Origin of the sequence: Synechococcus sp. UW86 (assembly GCF_900474085.1) — a bacterium.
In the GTDB taxonomy this organism is placed as follows: Bacteria; Cyanobacteriota; Cyanobacteriia; order PCC-6307; family Cyanobiaceae; genus Parasynechococcus.
Window position 1 is genome coordinate 278232 of the sequence record NZ_UCNU01000009.1, and the last position, 15632, is coordinate 293863.

19 protein-coding genes and 1 tRNA gene are annotated in these 15632 nt (G+C 62.6%); 10 read left to right on the forward strand and 10 right to left on the reverse strand.

All coding sequences use genetic code 11. The features are described 5' to 3' along the window. Window positions 1-6: 6 nt before the first annotated feature. On the forward strand, window positions 7-174 hold the full coding sequence (locus DXY04_RS03850; protein ID WP_244278561.1) for a serine protease inhibitor: 168 nt from the start codon (window positions 7-9) through the stop codon (window positions 172-174). Between the two features lie 3 nt (window positions 175-177). Here the strand turns inward: DXY04_RS03850 and DXY04_RS03855 are convergent, their stop codons facing one another. Beyond that, window positions 178-573: an HNH endonuclease gene (locus DXY04_RS03855; protein ID WP_115161051.1), complete on the reverse strand. Its 396-nt coding sequence runs from the start codon at window positions 571-573 to the stop codon at window positions 178-180. Between the two features lie 215 nt (window positions 574-788). On the opposite strand from DXY04_RS03855, the gene DXY04_RS03860 reads away from it, so the two are divergent. Continuing rightward, the gene (locus tag DXY04_RS03860; RefSeq protein WP_244278581.1) at window positions 789-2339 is read left to right on the forward strand and encodes a DEAD/DEAH box helicase; all 1551 of its coding nucleotides are present in this window, start codon (window positions 789-791) and stop codon (window positions 2337-2339) included. On the opposite strand, the gene DXY04_RS03865 is transcribed toward DXY04_RS03860, so the two are convergent. The 3 genes from DXY04_RS03865 to DXY04_RS03875 are packed head-to-tail and all read right to left on the reverse strand — an operon-like array spanning window position 2294 to window position 3632. After that, a complete protein-coding gene (locus tag DXY04_RS03865) occupies window positions 2294-2653 on the reverse strand; it encodes a hypothetical protein (RefSeq protein WP_244278562.1) in 360 nt (119 codons plus the stop codon). The genes DXY04_RS03860 and DXY04_RS03865 overlap by 46 nt on opposite strands. Window positions 2654-2675: 22 nt before the next feature. Further along, a complete protein-coding gene (locus DXY04_RS03870) occupies window positions 2676-3086 on the reverse strand; it encodes a DUF6554 family protein (protein ID WP_115161052.1) in 411 nt (136 codons plus the stop codon). A 33-nt stretch (window positions 3087-3119) separates the two neighbouring features. Beyond that, complete coding sequence (locus DXY04_RS03875; protein ID WP_115161053.1) at window positions 3120-3632, reverse strand: AbrB family transcriptional regulator; 513 nt, start codon at window positions 3630-3632, stop codon at window positions 3120-3122. 83 nt (window positions 3633-3715) lie between these two features. Here DXY04_RS03875 and DXY04_RS03880 point away from each other — a divergent pair, with 83 nt between their 5' ends. Further along, entirely contained in the window at window positions 3716-4039 is a 324-nt protein-coding gene (locus DXY04_RS03880; RefSeq protein ID WP_115161054.1) for a chemotaxis protein, read from the forward strand. 38 nt (window positions 4040-4077) lie between these two features. Next, window positions 4078-4296 carry a hypothetical protein gene (locus DXY04_RS12035; protein WP_038551887.1) on the forward strand — a complete coding sequence of 73 codons (219 nt, stop codon included), beginning with the start codon at window positions 4078-4080 and terminating at the stop codon, window positions 4294-4296. A gap of 351 nt (window positions 4297-4647) precedes the next feature. On the opposite strand, the gene DXY04_RS03895 is transcribed toward DXY04_RS12035, so the two are convergent. Then, window positions 4648-4719 (reverse strand) — tRNA-Gly (locus tag DXY04_RS03895). Between the two features lie 32 nt (window positions 4720-4751). Then, window positions 4752-5900 (reverse strand): alanine--glyoxylate aminotransferase family protein, encoded by a 1149-nt coding sequence (locus DXY04_RS03900; protein ID WP_115161055.1) that lies wholly within the window; start codon window positions 5898-5900, stop codon window positions 4752-4754. Window positions 5901-5971: 71 nt separating this feature from the next. Between DXY04_RS03900 and cbiD the strand changes: the two genes are divergently transcribed. The 5 genes from cbiD to mrdA are packed head-to-tail and all read left to right on the forward strand — an operon-like array spanning window position 5972 to window position 11510. Continuing rightward, entirely contained in the window at window positions 5972-7045 is a 1074-nt protein-coding gene (gene cbiD, locus DXY04_RS03905) for a cobalt-precorrin-5B (C(1))-methyltransferase CbiD (protein WP_115161056.1), read from the forward strand. Window positions 7046-7077: 32 nt separating this feature from the next. Further along, window positions 7078-8664, forward strand: a complete 1587-nt coding sequence (gene guaA / locus DXY04_RS03910; protein WP_115009697.1) for a glutamine-hydrolyzing GMP synthase — start codon at window positions 7078-7080, stop codon at window positions 8662-8664. A 57-nt stretch (window positions 8665-8721) separates the two neighbouring features. Next, on the forward strand, window positions 8722-9333 hold the full coding sequence (locus DXY04_RS03915) for a hypothetical protein (RefSeq protein ID WP_115161057.1): 612 nt from the start codon (window positions 8722-8724) through the stop codon (window positions 9331-9333). 9 nt (window positions 9334-9342) lie between these two features. Next, window positions 9343-9726, forward strand: a complete 384-nt coding sequence (locus DXY04_RS03920) for a hypothetical protein (RefSeq protein WP_115161058.1) — start codon at window positions 9343-9345, stop codon at window positions 9724-9726. After that, window positions 9723-11510: a penicillin-binding protein 2 gene (gene mrdA / locus DXY04_RS03925; RefSeq protein ID WP_115161059.1), complete on the forward strand. Its 1788-nt coding sequence runs from the start codon at window positions 9723-9725 to the stop codon at window positions 11508-11510. Before DXY04_RS03920 ends, mrdA begins: the two co-directional genes overlap by 4 nt. On the opposite strand, the gene DXY04_RS03930 is transcribed toward mrdA, so the two are convergent. The 4 genes from DXY04_RS03930 to DXY04_RS03945 all read right to left on the reverse strand — a co-directional run bounded on the left by DXY04_RS03930 (window position 11507) and on the right by DXY04_RS03945 (window position 15021). Then, window positions 11507-12652 carry a glycosyltransferase family 1 protein gene (locus tag DXY04_RS03930; protein WP_115161060.1) on the reverse strand — a complete coding sequence of 382 codons (1146 nt, stop codon included), beginning with the start codon at window positions 12650-12652 and terminating at the stop codon, window positions 11507-11509. The two genes, mrdA and DXY04_RS03930, sit on opposite strands and share 4 nt — an antisense overlap. Before the next feature lie 13 nt (window positions 12653-12665). Continuing rightward, on the reverse strand, window positions 12666-13862 hold the full coding sequence (locus DXY04_RS03935) for an NAD-dependent epimerase/dehydratase family protein (protein ID WP_115009693.1): 1197 nt from the start codon (window positions 13860-13862) through the stop codon (window positions 12666-12668). A gap of 74 nt (window positions 13863-13936) precedes the next feature. After that, window positions 13937-14110, reverse strand: coding sequence for a photosystem II assembly protein Psb34 (gene psb34, locus DXY04_RS03940; protein ID WP_115161061.1), 174 nt, complete (start codon window positions 14108-14110; stop codon window positions 13937-13939). 92 nt (window positions 14111-14202) lie between these two features. Beyond that, window positions 14203-15021 (reverse strand): thiazole synthase, encoded by an 819-nt coding sequence (locus DXY04_RS03945; RefSeq protein WP_115161062.1) that lies wholly within the window; start codon window positions 15019-15021, stop codon window positions 14203-14205. Between the two features lie 51 nt (window positions 15022-15072). Here DXY04_RS03945 and DXY04_RS03950 point away from each other — a divergent pair, with 51 nt between their 5' ends. Then, a complete protein-coding gene (locus DXY04_RS03950; RefSeq protein ID WP_115161063.1) occupies window positions 15073-15618 on the forward strand; it encodes a hypothetical protein in 546 nt (181 codons plus the stop codon). Window positions 15619-15632: the final 14 nt, after the last annotated feature.

Consider the following 15632-nt stretch of genomic DNA (forward strand, 5'->3'; position numbering starts at 1 on the left):
ACTGTCGTGACGTCGTCGTCTCTCCATCGTTCCCGCTCCGGGCCCATCCTGCTCCGGCCCATCCTGACGGCTGCCCTACTCGCCGGTGCTGTGGTGCTGGCCCCTGAAGACCCGAGTGTTCAGGCCTCCATCTGCCAGCGTCACCACTCCTCGGATGTCTGCCGGGTTTGGTGAGCCTCAGGCAGCCTGAGCTGCAATCGAGATCTCGTCCGGCTCGTTGATGGGGTGATCCGGTTGGGCCCACTGCAGCAGGCGAACGGCGAGCCGAAGGTCGCCATCCATCCAGGCCCTGATCGCCATGGCGCGGCGTGGGTCATAGAAGCGCTGTCGCCGGTACCAGTCGAAAACGTCGGCGTCCGATTTGTGGCCATTACAGGACAAGCAGGCCGGCACACAGTTTTCAGTAACGCTTGAGCCCCCTTTGGCCTGGGGGTGAATGTGGTCAATTGATTCGGAAGGTTTGCCGCAGTAAATGCAACTTTGTCCGGTAAAAGTGTGAAGAGACTGTCGCCATCTTCGAACGCGTAATTTGGGACAGAGTTCGTCGAGAAAAACCGCGTCCCTGCTATGCATCCGAATGCATCGGTTGCGGCAATTCTGCCTTGAACGAAAAGTCCGTCAATGTGTCGAGCGCTGCATTTTCGACAATTTTTTAGCCTGTGATGTGAATCTTGATCTCAATGCTTGCGCGCTGATCTGAGTTCACTAAAGTGATTGTTTGTGGGGGGCTGTTGGTGCCACTAAAACCCACATTGACCTGCTGTCTGGACCTCTCTCCAGCAGGGCTGATCCGGGTGGTCAGCCCGTTTGATGCGGTGACCCAGTCCCAGTTGCGTCGGATCAAGCCCCGAGGGCGTTGGAACGGCGCTGGCCAGGGGTGGGATTTTCCCTTGGCCGCAGCCGATGCGCTTCAGCAGGCCCTGGGGCGCCGTTTCCCCGTCACCTCCTCATTGCAGCAGTGGCTCGACTGGTGCCAGCAGCCGCTGCCACCGCTGCCACCGCACCGGACCCTTGTGGCTGCAGCCGATCTCGACGAAGTCCTGCAGGATGGTCGTCAGCCTCTGCGCCATCAACGCTCCGGGGTCCGCTGGCTCCTGGCCCGTCGCGGTGCCGTTCTGGCCGATGAGATGGGGCTGGGGAAGACCCTCACAGCTCTGTTGGCGGCCCGTGCCCTGATGCGTTGCGCTGAGCTGCGGTTGCTGGTGGTGGCTCCCGTCGGCCTGCATCCCCACTGGCGCCGGGAATCAGAGGCCCTTGGGATTGAGCTTGAGTTGGTGAGTTGGGCTCGGCTTCCCGACACCCTGCCACCAGCTGGGACGCTCCTGGTGGTGGATGAAGCGCACTACGCCCAGTCGCTTCAGGCGCAGCGCACGGCCGCTTTGCTGCGTCTGGCCCGTCATCCCCGTCTACGGGCGATCTGGATGCTCACGGGAACCCCGATGAAGAACGGTCGCCCGTCCCAGCTGTATCCCCTGCTGGCGGCCATGGATCATCCGATTGCTCGGGATCAACGCCAGTTTGAAGAGAGGTATTGCCAGGGGCACTGGCGGGAGGGTCGAACCGGTAAACGCTGGCAGGCGTCCGGCGCCAGTCAGCTGGAGGAGCTGCGGCGCTTGACTCGACCGTTGATCCTGCATCGCCGCAAGCAGCAGGTGGTGGACCTTCCTCCCAAGCAGCGGCGTCTTCACCCCGTGGAGCTGTCGGAGGCTGAGCTCACAGGTTTCGACCATCGTGTCGAGCTGGTACTGGATGACTACCGGCGTCGGGTTCAGCTCGGAGAGGTGCGACGGGATGCCGAGCACCTGGCTCTGCTCACCTCCATGCGCCAGATCGCTGCGGAATTCAAATTGCCGGCGGCCCGGCAGTTGGTGGACTCACTGCGCCGTCAAGGCGAGGCTGTGGTGCTGTTCAGTGGCTTTGTGGCCCCATTGCAGCTGTTGCAGCAAACCCTTGGCGGCGAGTTGTTAACCGGTCGCCAGCGCCCTGCTGAACGCCAGGAGAGTGTGGATCGGTTTCAGCAGGGTCAGAACGACTGTCTGCTGGCCACCTTCGGCACCGGTGCCCTTGGTTTCACCCTGCACCGGGCCCGTCATGTGGTGTTGCTGGAACGCCCTTGGACGCCAGGCGATCTCGACCAAGCCGAAGACCGCTGTCATCGTCTGGGAATGGGAGATGGCCTGACCTGCCATTGGCTGCAACTCGGCGCAGCCGACCAGCTGGTGGATGGCTTGTTGGCGAGCAAGGCGGAACGGATAGAGGTGTTGCTGGGGCCCCAGCGCTTGTCGCTGCAACGTCAATCACTCCCCGCCATGGTGCGGGATTGTTTGCAGCTGCTCTGACGCACCTGGAGTTCGTGCTGCAGCATCGGGTCGACCGGCTGGCTCGACCGCTTCAGCAGCGATACTGCCGTTGCGACGTCGTCGCAGGCTTTGGCTTGATGGCCAAGCAGGGTCAAGACAAGGGCGCGGTCGCGATGCAGATCGGCCTGATCCGGTGTCTGCTCGATGGCCTCATCACATCGTTTGACCATCAGCTCAAGGTCATCCATGCGGAACCCGCTGAGGCAACTGGAGACGAGCGGCGTCGGTGTGTTGGCAGGCGTCGCGGGTTGCTTGCTCTGGCAGCCAGCCACCAACACGGCAGCCAGAAGCATCAGCCCCAGAAGCCCTGAGGGCTCAGTAGCTGTAGCGCGTGGTGTCGTCGCTGCTCTCGATGCTGCTTTCGGTGTCGGATGAGGAGTTTGCAAGGGCGGCAGCGGTGGCTGGTTGAGTGTTCCCGCCGAACAGATCACCAAGGAACTGGCCACAGTCGGGGAAATTGCCGGGGTCCTGGACGACGGCTTCCGTAATCATCACCGAGGCATGCTCCGGGGATGTTTTGAACACGCCGCTGCGCTGCCGCTTGATCACGGCGTAGGCGGCATTCCAGCTCACCTCGTGGTCGTTGCCGCTGGACCGCATGAAGCAATAGATCTTGGCCCCCTTCTCTTCGTTGGCTTCGGCCGCTTGCAGGGGGGAGGTCATGGTGCTGAGAGCGCCGATCAGGGCCGCGGCGGAGAGAACCAGCGATGACCTGATGGGACCCATGACGTCAGTTGTGGATTGGTCCCAAGGTATCGATCAGCTTCCAGCTGTCGAGGGGACGATCAGCCGTACCACCAACGGCAGCACCAGCAGCACGGTGATCAGCCGCACGGCATGGAGGGCGGCCACCGCGGCACCGACGCCGAATTCGGCACCGACCAGGCTCATGCCACTGATGCCACCCGGGGCAGCGCCAAGCAAGGCCACGACGGGATCAATGCCGAGCAAGCGGCTGGTCCAGAGGCCGACGACCAGTCCTGTCAGCACCAGCGCCAGGGTGATCAGAACCGCTGGTTTCCAGAGAAGTTGCAGTTGCTCCAAGGACGCTCGCGTCAGGCCAGTTCCGATCACGGTGCCGATGCCGATCTCCAGAACCGTGCGCGTTCCCGCTGGCCATGTGGCTTGTTCCAGCTGGCCGCTCATGCTGACGATGCCAGCACCCAGCAAGGCTCCCGCCAGAGGTGCGGCGGGAATGCCGCTGAACAGAGCCAGCAGTCCGATGGCGGTTCCAGCCAGCAGGTACAGCACCAGCGTTGCCAAGGAAGGCATCGGTCTCGATCGCGTCATGTCAGCTTGATCTTGAGACAGCGGCGCTCCTGTGTTGTCATCAGCGCAACCATCAGCTTTCGGTGATGACGTCCTCCGTGTCCTTTCGGATCACCCGCACAGCGGAAGATCTCGCTCAAACCATCACGGCTCTGTCGCAGCGCTTGGTGAAACTGGAACAGCGTCAGGAAGCGCTCGAGCTCCAACTGCGCCATCAGCAGCAGAATCTGAATGCTGTCCCAGACGAAGAGATCTCCACGCTCGAGGGCGTAGAAGCTCTGCTGCGGGAAACGCGGGAGCTGTTGGAGAGCACAGCTCCGATGCCAGAGCCTGAAATGGCTGAGGAGTCCTCCCAGAACCCTGCCTGGGGTCAGGAGGCCGAAACAGAAGCGGGCCGCGATGTCGCGTAGGGGTGGCGCGCGGTGCCAAAATAAAAAGAAAGGCAACTATGGCGACCACCATCCCTGCCTCCAATGCTTGTGCCTCTCGCACCCTGCATGGCATGACCATCTGGACCCGGTCAGGTTTCCTTGAAGGTGGTCATCAGCTCGAGAAGCTGGAGTTCGCGCTCGCCCTCGCTGAAGCCAAAGGCGATCAGCGCCGTTGCTCGCAGTTGCGGGACCGGATTGCCGATCTGGGGGGCAACGCAGAGGAACCGGGTACCTGATCTGAATTCAAGCGATCGACGGGGTTGATCAACAATCGGGCAGATCGCGTGTGGGATGGTCTAAATATCAATTAGAGCTAATCTTTTGTTGATAAGGGAATTCGAACGTTGACCCTGACGCTTACAAAAACAAAACAATCGGAGACGGCTGCTCAACAACGTCAGGACCATGAATCGGCAGCTCAGGCTCTGTTCATCAAGGCTCGCCACTGCGCTGAAGATGGCCGAATCAATGAGGCGGGCTCGTTGATCTTGCAGGCCCTGGAACAAGAGCGTCGTGCTGGGTGCGCTGGGCCTCAGGTTCTCCAGCTCGTCAAGTCTCGTTCTTGATGAGCGTTTGAAATTTGTTCAAGCGGGTGACCGGACTCGAACCGGCGACGTTCAGCTTGGGAAGCTGACATTCTACCACTGAATTACACCCGCAAAGGGACGAGATCGCTCTCGCCACCTGTGTTTTAGCCGAGAGCGGCGGAGGCTGCAGCCACCCCTGCTCCCATGTTGCCTTTGTGTAGACCAAGGGACTGAAGGGTGGATTCAATCGCAGCGACGGCGGTCAGCACATCCCGGTCGCAGACGTAGCCGAGATGGCCGATGCGGAACACCTGACCTTTCAGATGGTCTTGTCCTCCAGCCAGAAGAATGTCGAACTTTTCCTTCACGGCTTTACGCAACTGTTCGGCATCGATGCCTTCGGGGGCCACTGCGGTGATGGCCGGGCTGCCGCAACCCTCGGCGGCAAACAGGGGCAAGCCCATCGCCTTCATGCCTGCCTGGGCGGCAGCGCGATGGCGGGCGTGGCGGGCAAAGATCGCGTCCAGACCTTCCTTCTGCATCATGTCCAGAGCAGCTTCCAGGCCGAAGTAGAGGTTCACGGCAGGGGTGAAGGGGTTGCTGTCCTTCGCCGCCGTTTTCCTGTAAGGGCCCAGATCCAGATAGAACTTGGGTAGATCGGAGCGCTCATAGGCCTCCCAAGCCCGTGCACTCATGGCCACAAAACTGAGGCCCGGTGGAAGCATGTAGCCCTTCTGTGCGCCTGAGGCCACCACATCCAGTCCCCATTCATCCATCGGGACGTTGGTGGCACCAAGGCTGGTGACGCAGTCCGCCAGGGTCAAGGCCGTGCCGTGGGCCTTCACGTGACGGGCAATGCTCTCCAGGTCATTGATCACCCCTGTCGAGGTTTCCGAGTGGGTGAGGATCACGGCCTTGATCGCTTTGGCGCTGTCGGCTTCCAACGCTGAGCGGAAGGCTTCGGGATCGAGGGGTTGGCCCCACTCCGCCTTGATCACCTCAACATCCAGTCCGTAGGCGCGGGCCACCTTGACCCAGCGTTCGCCGAACTTGCCGTTGTCACCGCAGAGCACCTTGTCGCCGCGGCTGAGGGTGTTGATGATCCCTGCTTCCATGGCAGCGGTTCCGCTGCCGGTGATCACCAGCACGTCGCTTGTCGTCTGGTGCAGCCACTTGAGCTGTTCGGTGGTGCGCCGCACGATGGCCTGGAACTCCCCGCTGCGGTGGCCGATGGGGTGACGACCCATGGCCTTCAGCACCGTTTCCGGCACCGGGGTCGGGCCCGGAATCATCAGGGTGAGCTTGTCCTGCATGGCGCGGGGGATGCCAATCGGCGACTCTAGAAAACAGCTAGTCCGGTCCCATCGCCCCCTCCAGCCCTGGAATGACCCTGCCGGTGTGGGTGGCGGCGGCGGCCAAGGCGGCCCTGCAGGTGTTGCTTGGTGAGCCGTTTGAGCCTGAGCAGCAGTTGAGTCAGGGCTCAGATCAACCCTCGATGCAGGTGCCGGTCTGCTCGGCGGCTCCTCTGGCCCCAGGAGAGGCCCTGGGCATCAGCCGTTGTGATCCAGGGCCTGGCCTTGACCTGACGCGGGATCTTGAGGTCTGGGTGCGGGTGGCCTGGATCGCTGCATCCCAGCCGGTGCTCGAGCTGCAGGCCGGAGAAGGGGTGGGTCGTTTTGGTGCTGAGGGGGACGTCTGTCTCTCCGGTTTTGCCCGTGAGCTGTTGGAGCGGAATCTGCTGCCCCTGGTGCCGCCAGGTCGGGGCTTGCTGGTGCAGCCGATTCTTCCGAGGGGACGTGTCCTGGCCGAACGCACCAGCAATGCTGCCTTCGGTGTTGTTGATGGTCTGGCGTTGATCGGCACCCAGGCGGAGGTGCAGCGCAGCGCCGCACCGGATCAACTGCAGCAGGTGCTGGCAGACCTCAGGGCGCTCGCTGCGGATGCGGCGTTTCAGGGACGCCTCGTTCTGGTGATCGGTGAGAACGGCTTGGATCTGGCCCGCCAGCAGGGTCTGGGGCCCGTGCTGAAGGTGGGGAACTGGGTGGGGCCCGTGCTGGTGGCCGCGGCGGAAGCCGGTGTTCGCGATCTGCTGCTGCTCGGTTACCACGGCAAGTTGATCAAGCTGGCCGGCGGCATCTTTCACACCCATCACCACCTGGCCGACGGCCGTCTGGAGGTGCTTGTGGCCCTTGGCCTGGATGCCGGTTTGTCGGTGGCTCAGTTGCTGCAACTGCGGGGTGCTGCATCCGTTGAGGAGGCCTTTCAGGCACTGGAGGTTGAGCAAGCCATGGCCCTCGGGCAGCATCTGGCTGCGATCGTGGAGCGGCGCAGCCAGTCCTATGTGGATCGCTACGGCGCCTGGTCCATGCGGATTGGTGCTGCTCTGTTCGACCGAAGCCGCACCCTGCGCTGGTGGGGACCGGAGGGGGAGAAGCGCTTCTTTACATTGAGGGATTGACGCTCGTCCGCGAGCGATACCTCCCAGGATCGATGTCCCAGCCCTCGTCCGACGGTCAGCGTCAGCCGGCCATCGTCATCCTTGATTTCGGCTCTCAGTATTCGGAGCTGATCGCCCGGCGCGTGCGCGAGACCGAGGTCTTCTCGGTGGTGCTCGGTTACAGCACGTCGGCCGAGGAGCTGCGACGCATGGCTCCGAAGGGAATCATCCTCAGCGGTGGCCCAAGTTCCGTGTATGCCGAGCATGCGCCGCTCTGCGATCCCGGCATCTGGGATCTGGGCATTCCCGTGCTGGGGGTTTGCTACGGGATGCAGCTGATGGTGCAGCAGCTTGGGGGCGTTGTGGAAGCCGCCACGGGCAAGGCCGAATACGGCAAGGCGCCCCTGGAAGTGGACGACCCAACGGACCTGCTCACCAATGTCGACAACGGTTCGACGATGTGGATGAGCCATGGCGACTCAGTGAAGGCTCTGCCTGATGGGTTTGTGCGCCTGGCCCACACCGCCAACACGCCGGAGGCGGCGGTGGCGCACCTGCAACGCAAGCTTTACGGGGTGCAATTCCACCCCGAGGTGGTGCATTCCACCTGCGGCATGGCCCTGATCCGCAATTTCGTTTATCACGTTTGCGGTTGTGATCCGGATTGGACCACCGCGGCGTTCATCGATGAAGCCGTTGGTCTGGTGCGGGAGCAGGTGGGCGACAAGCGCGTTCTGTTGGCTCTCTCCGGTGGGGTGGATTCATCCACCCTCGCCTTCCTGCTCAAAAAGGCGATCGGTGATCAGCTCACCTGCATGTTCATCGATCAGGGCTTCATGCGTAAGGGTGAGCCCGAGTTCCTCATGGACTTCTTCGATCGGAAGTTCAACATCCATGTGGAGTACATCAATGCCCGCCAGCGGTTCATCGGCAAGCTGAAGGGCATCACCGATCCGGAGGAGAAGCGCAAGATCATCGGCACCGAGTTCATCCGTGTGTTCGAAGAGGAGAGCAAGCGGCTCGGACCCTTCGATTACCTGGCCCAGGGCACGCTCTATCCCGACGTGATCGAAAGTGCTGGCACCAACGTGGACCCCAAGACGGGCGAGCGTGTTGCCGTGAAGATCAAGAGCCACCACAACGTGGGCGGCCTTCCCAAAGACCTGCAGTTCAAGCTGGTGGAGCCCCTACGCAAACTGTTCAAGGATGAAGTGCGCAAGGTGGGCCGCAGCCTCGGCCTTCCCGAGGAGATCGTGCGCCGCCATCCCTTCCCGGGGCCTGGTCTGGCCATCCGCATCCTGGGTGAAGTCACCGACGAGAAGCTGGACTGCCTGCGTGATGCCGACCTGATTGTTCGCCAGGAAATCAAGGAGGCAGGGCTGTATCACGACATCTGGCAGGCCTTTGCGGTGCTGCTGCCAGTGCGTTCGGTTGGGGTGATGGGGGACAAACGCACCTATGCCTGGCCGATCGTGCTGCGATGTGTGTCCAGTGAGGACGGCATGACCGCAGATTGGTCCCGTCTTCCCTACGACCTGATGGAGACCATCTCCAATCGGATCGTGAATGAGGTGAAGGGGGTGAACCGGGTGGTGCTCGATATCACCAGCAAGCCCCCCGGCACGATTGAGTGGGAGTGATCCACGGCTGGCGACGGCCCTGCATCACCGATACCTTGGGCCACCGGCCTTTGGGATATGACGGCGACACAACAGCAGGATGTTCAGCTGCAGCGTCGGCTGCAGCAGGACAGCATTCAGCTGGGTGGCCGCACGATCTATCTGAACCCCTTCCTTTATTGGCGGCGGTTCGACAGCAACACCGATCGCTGGCTGCGGGAGCCCGGTCAGCTGACGGAGGATCAGATCACGGCCAACCGCAGCCGTTTTTACCCCGAACTCGACTGGGGCCAGCTGGATGATCACGCCACCGCAGTCCACGATGGCGCTGTGGAGATGTTCCTCAAGAGCCTGGAGCTGATCAGCACCTTCCATCCCGAACTGGGTTCCGGGCAGATGCTCGAGGTGGAACGCAAGATGACGATCACCAAGAAACGGGCCTTCGAGCGTTGGGTGGACAAGGCGATCCGCCGGCGTCAGCGCGACGAAACCCGTGAGTACCGTCGCTTTGAGCGCAGTCGTTTCTGGCGTGCCTGGCGCGAGTGGATCCTGCTGGACACCACCCAGAAAGCCCTGGTGCCTGTGGTGATGCTGATGGTGCTCAGTGGCGTGATGGGCTGGTCCCTGGCGGCGGATCGTTCCGCTTGTCCGACATTGGCGCTTCCTTCGGGACAGACTGGGGTCCGTTGATCTGGCCCCATGGCCGCTGATTCCAACTCCGACAACCCGCTCGATCAGTTGCGTCTGTCCTTGATGCAGGACGTGCTCCCTGTGGGGCTGGCCGTGCTGGAACGGGCCCGGCAGGGGGGGGCCGGCAAGGTGGTGGAGGTGTTCACGGCCGGCTCGGAGGACCCCATCGCTGATTTGCGTCAGGAGGGTGAGCCCGTGGCCCGCGACGTGCGAGAACAGCTGGATGCCGTGAGCCCAGGGCTGGGCAATCCGGTGATGCCGGTTTCGGTCTCTGTGGACGAACCGGCAACGGTTGAACAGGACGGCCCCGACGACTTGCTGCCGACCTTGCGGCGGATCGAAGAGCGCCTCGAGGAGTTGCGCCGCCGTTTGCCAGCGCAGCAACAGGAATGACCCGTTCCGCCCAGCAGCGTCAGACCGGTCTGCGTCAGCAACCCCTGGTGCTGCTGGTGTTGGTGCTGCTGTTCTGCAGCGCCATGGTCAGCCGCCTGGTCTGGATGCAGCTGCTGGAGGGATCGCGCTTTCGCGAACTGGCGGACGAAAACCGCATCCGTCTTGTGCCTCGCTCGCCCATTCGCGGTCGGTTGCTTGATCGCAAAGGCCGGGTGCTGGCCACCAGCAAACTCACGTACTCCCTGTACCTTGAGCCGCGTTTGGTCAGCGATGACGACTGGCCTGATCTGCGGGATCGCTTGGCACGGTTGCTGAGCCTGAAGCCTGATCTGCTCGACCAGCGCCGGCAGAAGGGCCTGGATCGGGATGGTTACCGCACCACATTGGCCCTCGATCTCAAGCCGGAACAGGTGCTGCGCTTTCGGGAACAGGCCCTGGGGTTGCGGGGTGCCCAGGTGGATGTCGACATCCTGCGCTCCTATCCCAATGGAACCCTGGCGGCCCACGCCCTCGGCTACACCCAGCCGATCACGGAAAGCGAATTCGAAATCCTGGCGGAGAAGGGCTACAAGATCCGCGACCGCATTGGTCGCACCGGTGTTGAAGCGGCCTACGAGCGCCATCTGCGTGGGAAGTGGGGTGGCCAGATGCTCGAGGTGAATGCCATGGGCGAGGTTCAGCGCAACCTGGGCGATCGACCCTCTCAAGCAGGAAAGGATCTGGTGCTCACCCTCGACCTGGATCTGCAGCGGGTGGCGGAGCAGGCGCTGGCCGACAAGCCCGGTGGCGCAGTCGTGGCGCTGGAGGCGGCAACGGGTGCTGTGTTGGCCTTGGCCAGCCGTCCCAGTTTTGACCCGAACTTCTTCTCCAAGCTGATCACCACCCAGAAGGAGTACGACGCCCTCTTCTCCAATCCGAAGAAGCCGCTGCTGTCCCGGGCCATGAATCCCTATGACCCCGGCAGCACCTGGAAGCCGGTGACGGCGATGGCGGGCATGGAGTCGGGCAAATTCCCGCCTGACACCAAGCTCCACACCACGGCCTGCATCACCTACGGCGGCCATTGCTTCCCGGATCACAACGGGGCTGGCTTTGGCCACATCGGCTATGCCGATGCCCTGCAGTTCTCCAGCAATACCTTCTTCTATCAAGTGGGCGTTGGGGTCGGCTCCAAAGCCCTCAAACAGGCGGCTGATCAGCTGGGCTTCCAGCAGAAAACCGGCATTGAGATCGGCTGGGAAGAGAGCGTCGGCCTGGTGGGAGATGAAGACTGGGCTGCCCGAGGCCGCGGCTGGACCGATCCCGGCACCACTCCATGGATCCCTGAGGACATGGCCAGTGCCTCCATCGGTCAGTCCGTTGTGCAGATCACTCCCCTGCAGTTGGCCCGCGCCTATGCGGTGTTTGCCAATGGCGGTTGGTTGGTGACGCCGCATCTCGCCGCCGGCGAGATCGACTGGATGAGTCCGGAGCACCGCACCAAGGTGCCGATGAAGCCATCAACGTTGCAGACGATTCGGGAGGGCCTGCGCAAAGTGGTGGAGGCTGGAACTGGTGCCGGCCTCAATGGCCCTGGCATTCCTGTGGCGGCTGGCAAAACCGGAACGGCTGAAGACAGCACGGGAGGGCCTGATCACGCCTGGTTCGGCTGCTATGCCCCCTATCCCGACGGCAAGATCGTGGTGGTGGCCTTTGCCCAGAACACCCCTGGAGGGGGATCGGTTCACGCTCTGCCCATGGCCAAGAAGGTGCTGGCGGAGTGGGAGCGGACCCGGCAGCGCTAGGCAGCCGTGAGTTGAGGCGCAGACAGCACCGTGCGGTAGTAGGTGCGCAGTTGTTCGGTGGCGCCTGCCCAGCCCCAGCGCTCGGCTTCGGCGCGGGCAGCGCTGCGCAGGGACTGGCGTTCCAGGTCGTTGCCCAGCAGGCGGCGGGTGGCTTCGATCAAGCTTGCGGCGCCACCATCGGCGCCGTCGGGTTCATAGAGGCACCCGTTAACCCCGTCGGTGATGATGTCGGGGATGCCGCCACGGTTGGCGCCGACCACGGGACAACCGGCTGCCATGGCTTCCAGCAGCACCAGCCCCAGCGTCTCGGTGCTGGAGGGGAAGAGGAAGGCATCGCCGCTGGCGTAGGCCCCTGCCAGTTCGTCACCGGCGAGGTAGCCAACGAAGGTGGTGGCGGTTCCCTCGAAGTGCTTCTCCAGTTGTTGGCGGTGGGGACCATCGCCCACCAGGGCCAGCCGTGCATCGGGAAGGGCCTCCAGCACAGGGCGGATCCGTTCGATCTGCTTCTCCGCGGAGAGGCGGCCGACGTAGAGCAGCAGGGCACCACGGTCGTCATGGCCGCCGAGAAGCCGCTGGCGCAACTCCGCGCTGCGCAGCTCGGGACGGAACAACTCCGTGTCAACACCCCGCTGCCACAGATCAGTGTGCTGAATGCCTTTGTCGCTGAGTTCCTTCACCATGGCGGTGGAGGTGCACAGATTCAGCAGGGCCTGGTTGTGGGCGGCCTTGAGCATCTCCCACAGGAGTGGCTCCAGCATTCCCAAGCCGTAGTGCTCGAGGTACTTGGGCAGGTGGGTGTGATAACTCGCCACCAGAGGGATGCCTTTGTTCTTCGCGAGCCAGATCCCGCCAAGACCCAGCACCGCCGGGTTAACAACGTGGATCAGATCGGGTTGAAACGCATCGATCGCGTCGGACACTGCCGGGCGAGGCAAGGCCAGTTTGAGCTCGGGATAGAGCGGCAGAGGCATCGCTGGAACGCCGATCAGGCGTGCCCCCATGTACTCATCGGGACAACCTTCCGGGCAGAAGACCACCACCTCATCGCCGGCGTCCACCAGATGCTTCACCGTCTTGGTGAGACGGGTGACGATGCCATCGACCTTCGGCAGGAAGGTTTCGGTGAAGAAGGCGACTTTCAAGGATGAAGCTCGATCAGGACGCGGTGCCGATGGCCTGGGCCTGGGTTTTGGTCCAGGCGGAGGTGCAGAGGATGCGATTGCGGTCGCAACGGTCGGCGTAGCGGGTGGCGATCTCCACCACTTCCTTCAGCAGGCCGTCATCGAGGGTGGTGGGGTTGAGGCCCAGCTCGATGAAGCAGCGGTTGTCCACGATCAGATCGTTTTCAACAGCCTCGTTGCGCGGGTTGGGCAGGTTGTTGACCTGAGCACCGGTGAGGGCAGCCACCTTCTTGGCCAGTTCACCCACCTGATGGCTTTCGGTCATCTGGTTGAAGATCTTCACCCGCTCCCCTTGTTCCGGAGGGTTCTCCAGCGCCAGCTGAACGCAGCGCACGGAATCGCGGATATGGATGAAGGCGCGGGTCTGGCCCCCGGTTCCATGCACGGTGAGCGGATAGCCGATGGCGGCTTGCATCAGGAAGCGGTTCAGCACTGTGCCGTAATCGCCGTCGTAATCAAAGCGATTGGTGAGCCGCGGGTCACGGTCTGTGGCATCGGTGTTGGTTCCCCAGACGATGCCCTGGTGCAGGTCAGTGATGCGGACCTTGTCGTTCTTGTTGTAGTAGAGGAAGAGCAGCTGATCGAGCGTCTTCGTCATGTGATAGACGCTGCCGGGGCTTGCCGGGTGGAGGATTTCCTCTTCAAAGCGGCTGCCGTCGGGCTGGGGCACTTCCACCTTGAGGTAGCCCTCAGGGATGGTGGCGCCGCGGTGGGAGCCATAGCCGTAGACGCCCATCGTGCCGAGGTGCACCACGTGGATGTCCTGACCGCTTTCAACGATGGCCGCCAGCAGGTTGTGGGTGCCGTTGACGTTGTTATCGACGGTGTAGCGCTTGGTGGCGCTGCTCTTCATCGAATAGGGGGCGGCCCGCTGTTCCGCGAAGTGGACTACGGAATCAGGGCGCTCGTCCCGAAGCAGATCCAGCAACCGCTGGTACTCATGGGCAATGTCCATGTGGACAAACCTCATCGGCTTGCCGCCGGTTTCCTCCCAGGCTTTGAGGCGCTCACCGATGCTCACGATCGGCGTCAGCGACTCAACTTCAAGGTCGATGTCGATCTTGCGACGGCTGAGGTTGTCCACGATCAGAACGTCGTGGCCCTGATCCGCCAGGTTCACCGCACAGGGCCAGCCGCAGAAGCCGTCACCGCCGAGAACGAGAACTTTCACCCCAAACTCCTGCTGGAACGAGCGTGATGCTCAGTCTTGGCAAGCTACTACAGGGATTTTCAGTGTGAACCGTCTCAGCTGATGGCGACGGTCACCGCCACCATCGCGGCCACGACCAATCCACCGCTGATCAGCATCATCATTGAGCTGCGGTTGCGGCTCTGGCTGGTGGTGACGTCCATCACCTCCATGCGTGGCTCCTTGGCGAAGGCGTTGAGACGACCGCCGTCTTCCGTGGTGACCGACATGGGTCCAATGCGACTGGTCGGACCTTATGAGTCCAAATGCTCATTGCCTGCCTTTGTGAAGCAGGCTTCACCTCATTTCACGTCTCTTCACCTCATTGGGGTGACTGCACCAGGCCCGTGGTCGGTGAGCTGGCAGAGGCCTGATCCCTCCGCGGCAAGCGTCCGGAGAGGTGGGCGGTCCGTCCGGCCATCACCGCCTGGCCCATGGCCTCGGCCATGGCGGCGGGGTCGCCGGCCAGGGCGATGGCGCTGTTGACCAGCACGGCATCGGCTCCCATTTCGAGAGCCTGTGCCGCCTCACTTGGAACACCAATGCCGGCGTCCACCACCACCGGTACCCCGGCGTTTTCGATGATCAAACCGATGTTGGCGGCATTGTTGAGCCCCTGGCCCGAGCCGATCGGAGAGCCCAGAGGCATCACCGTGGCGCATCCCACCTCCTCCAGCCGCTTGGCCAGCAGGGGGTCGGCATTGATGTAGGGCAGCACCGTGAACCCTTCTTTCACCAGGCGTTCGGCGGCGTTCAGGGTGCCGATCGGATCGGGCAGAAGATGCCGGGCGTCAGGAATCACCTCCAGCTTCACGAAGGTGTTGTCTTCCTGTCCCGCCAGCTTGGCGAGCTCCCGTCCAAGCCTGGCGACACGCACCGCTTCCTCCGCATTGGTGCAGCCCGCGGTGTTGGGCAGCATCCAGATCCGTTGCCAATCAATGGCTTCCATCAGGCCCTCATGGCCTGCCGCCACGGTCTGCACCCGACGCACAGCCACCGTGACCATGTCGCAGCCGGATCGCTCGATGCTCTGCTGCATCGACGTCATGGATGGATATTTGCCGGTGCCCGTGAACAGACGGCTGTTGAACTGACGCCCGCCAATGGTCAGGGGGTCGGAGCTGGGGGAGGGCGAATCCATGACGCGTCTGAGCAAAAGGGCCTACCGTTCCTTCATCATCCATCGTCTTCCATGCCGTTCCTGCTTGCCATGCATCTCCCGGCTGGCAGCCAGGTGCCGTTCCAGGCCAATCCCCAGTTGCCTCTGGATCCGATTCAGTTGGCGGTTCCACTGGAGCTCAAGGAACTCGAAGTGGAGAGTTTCGATCCAGTCGCACGCGCTGCAGAGCTGGCGGAATCGCTGCCCCGTCAGTGGTGCGGCACCTTTGAGCCTTTTGATGGCAACCCCACCGTCGATGTCACGTTGGACATCACCCAGATGACGGCGATGGGCCAGATGGTGGATCTCCGGGGCACGATGACCCTTGGTTCCGTCACCACGCCGGTTCAAGGCAATGTCCATGCCAAGTCGGATCAGCTGGATCTCATCCCCTTGGCGGATCCCCTGATCGCTGGCGTTGAGCCTGGCGGCGTCTTCCTAGGCCTGCAGATGTTCAGTCCCACCAGCTGGCAGGCGCCTCGATTGATCAATGTGGCCGACCCCAGTACTGGAGTGGGTGGACGCTTGGCGATGACCGCAAGCTGCCAGGAAGAACCTCCGGTTCAGCCGCTCTGGTGAACCCAGTCTGTTGG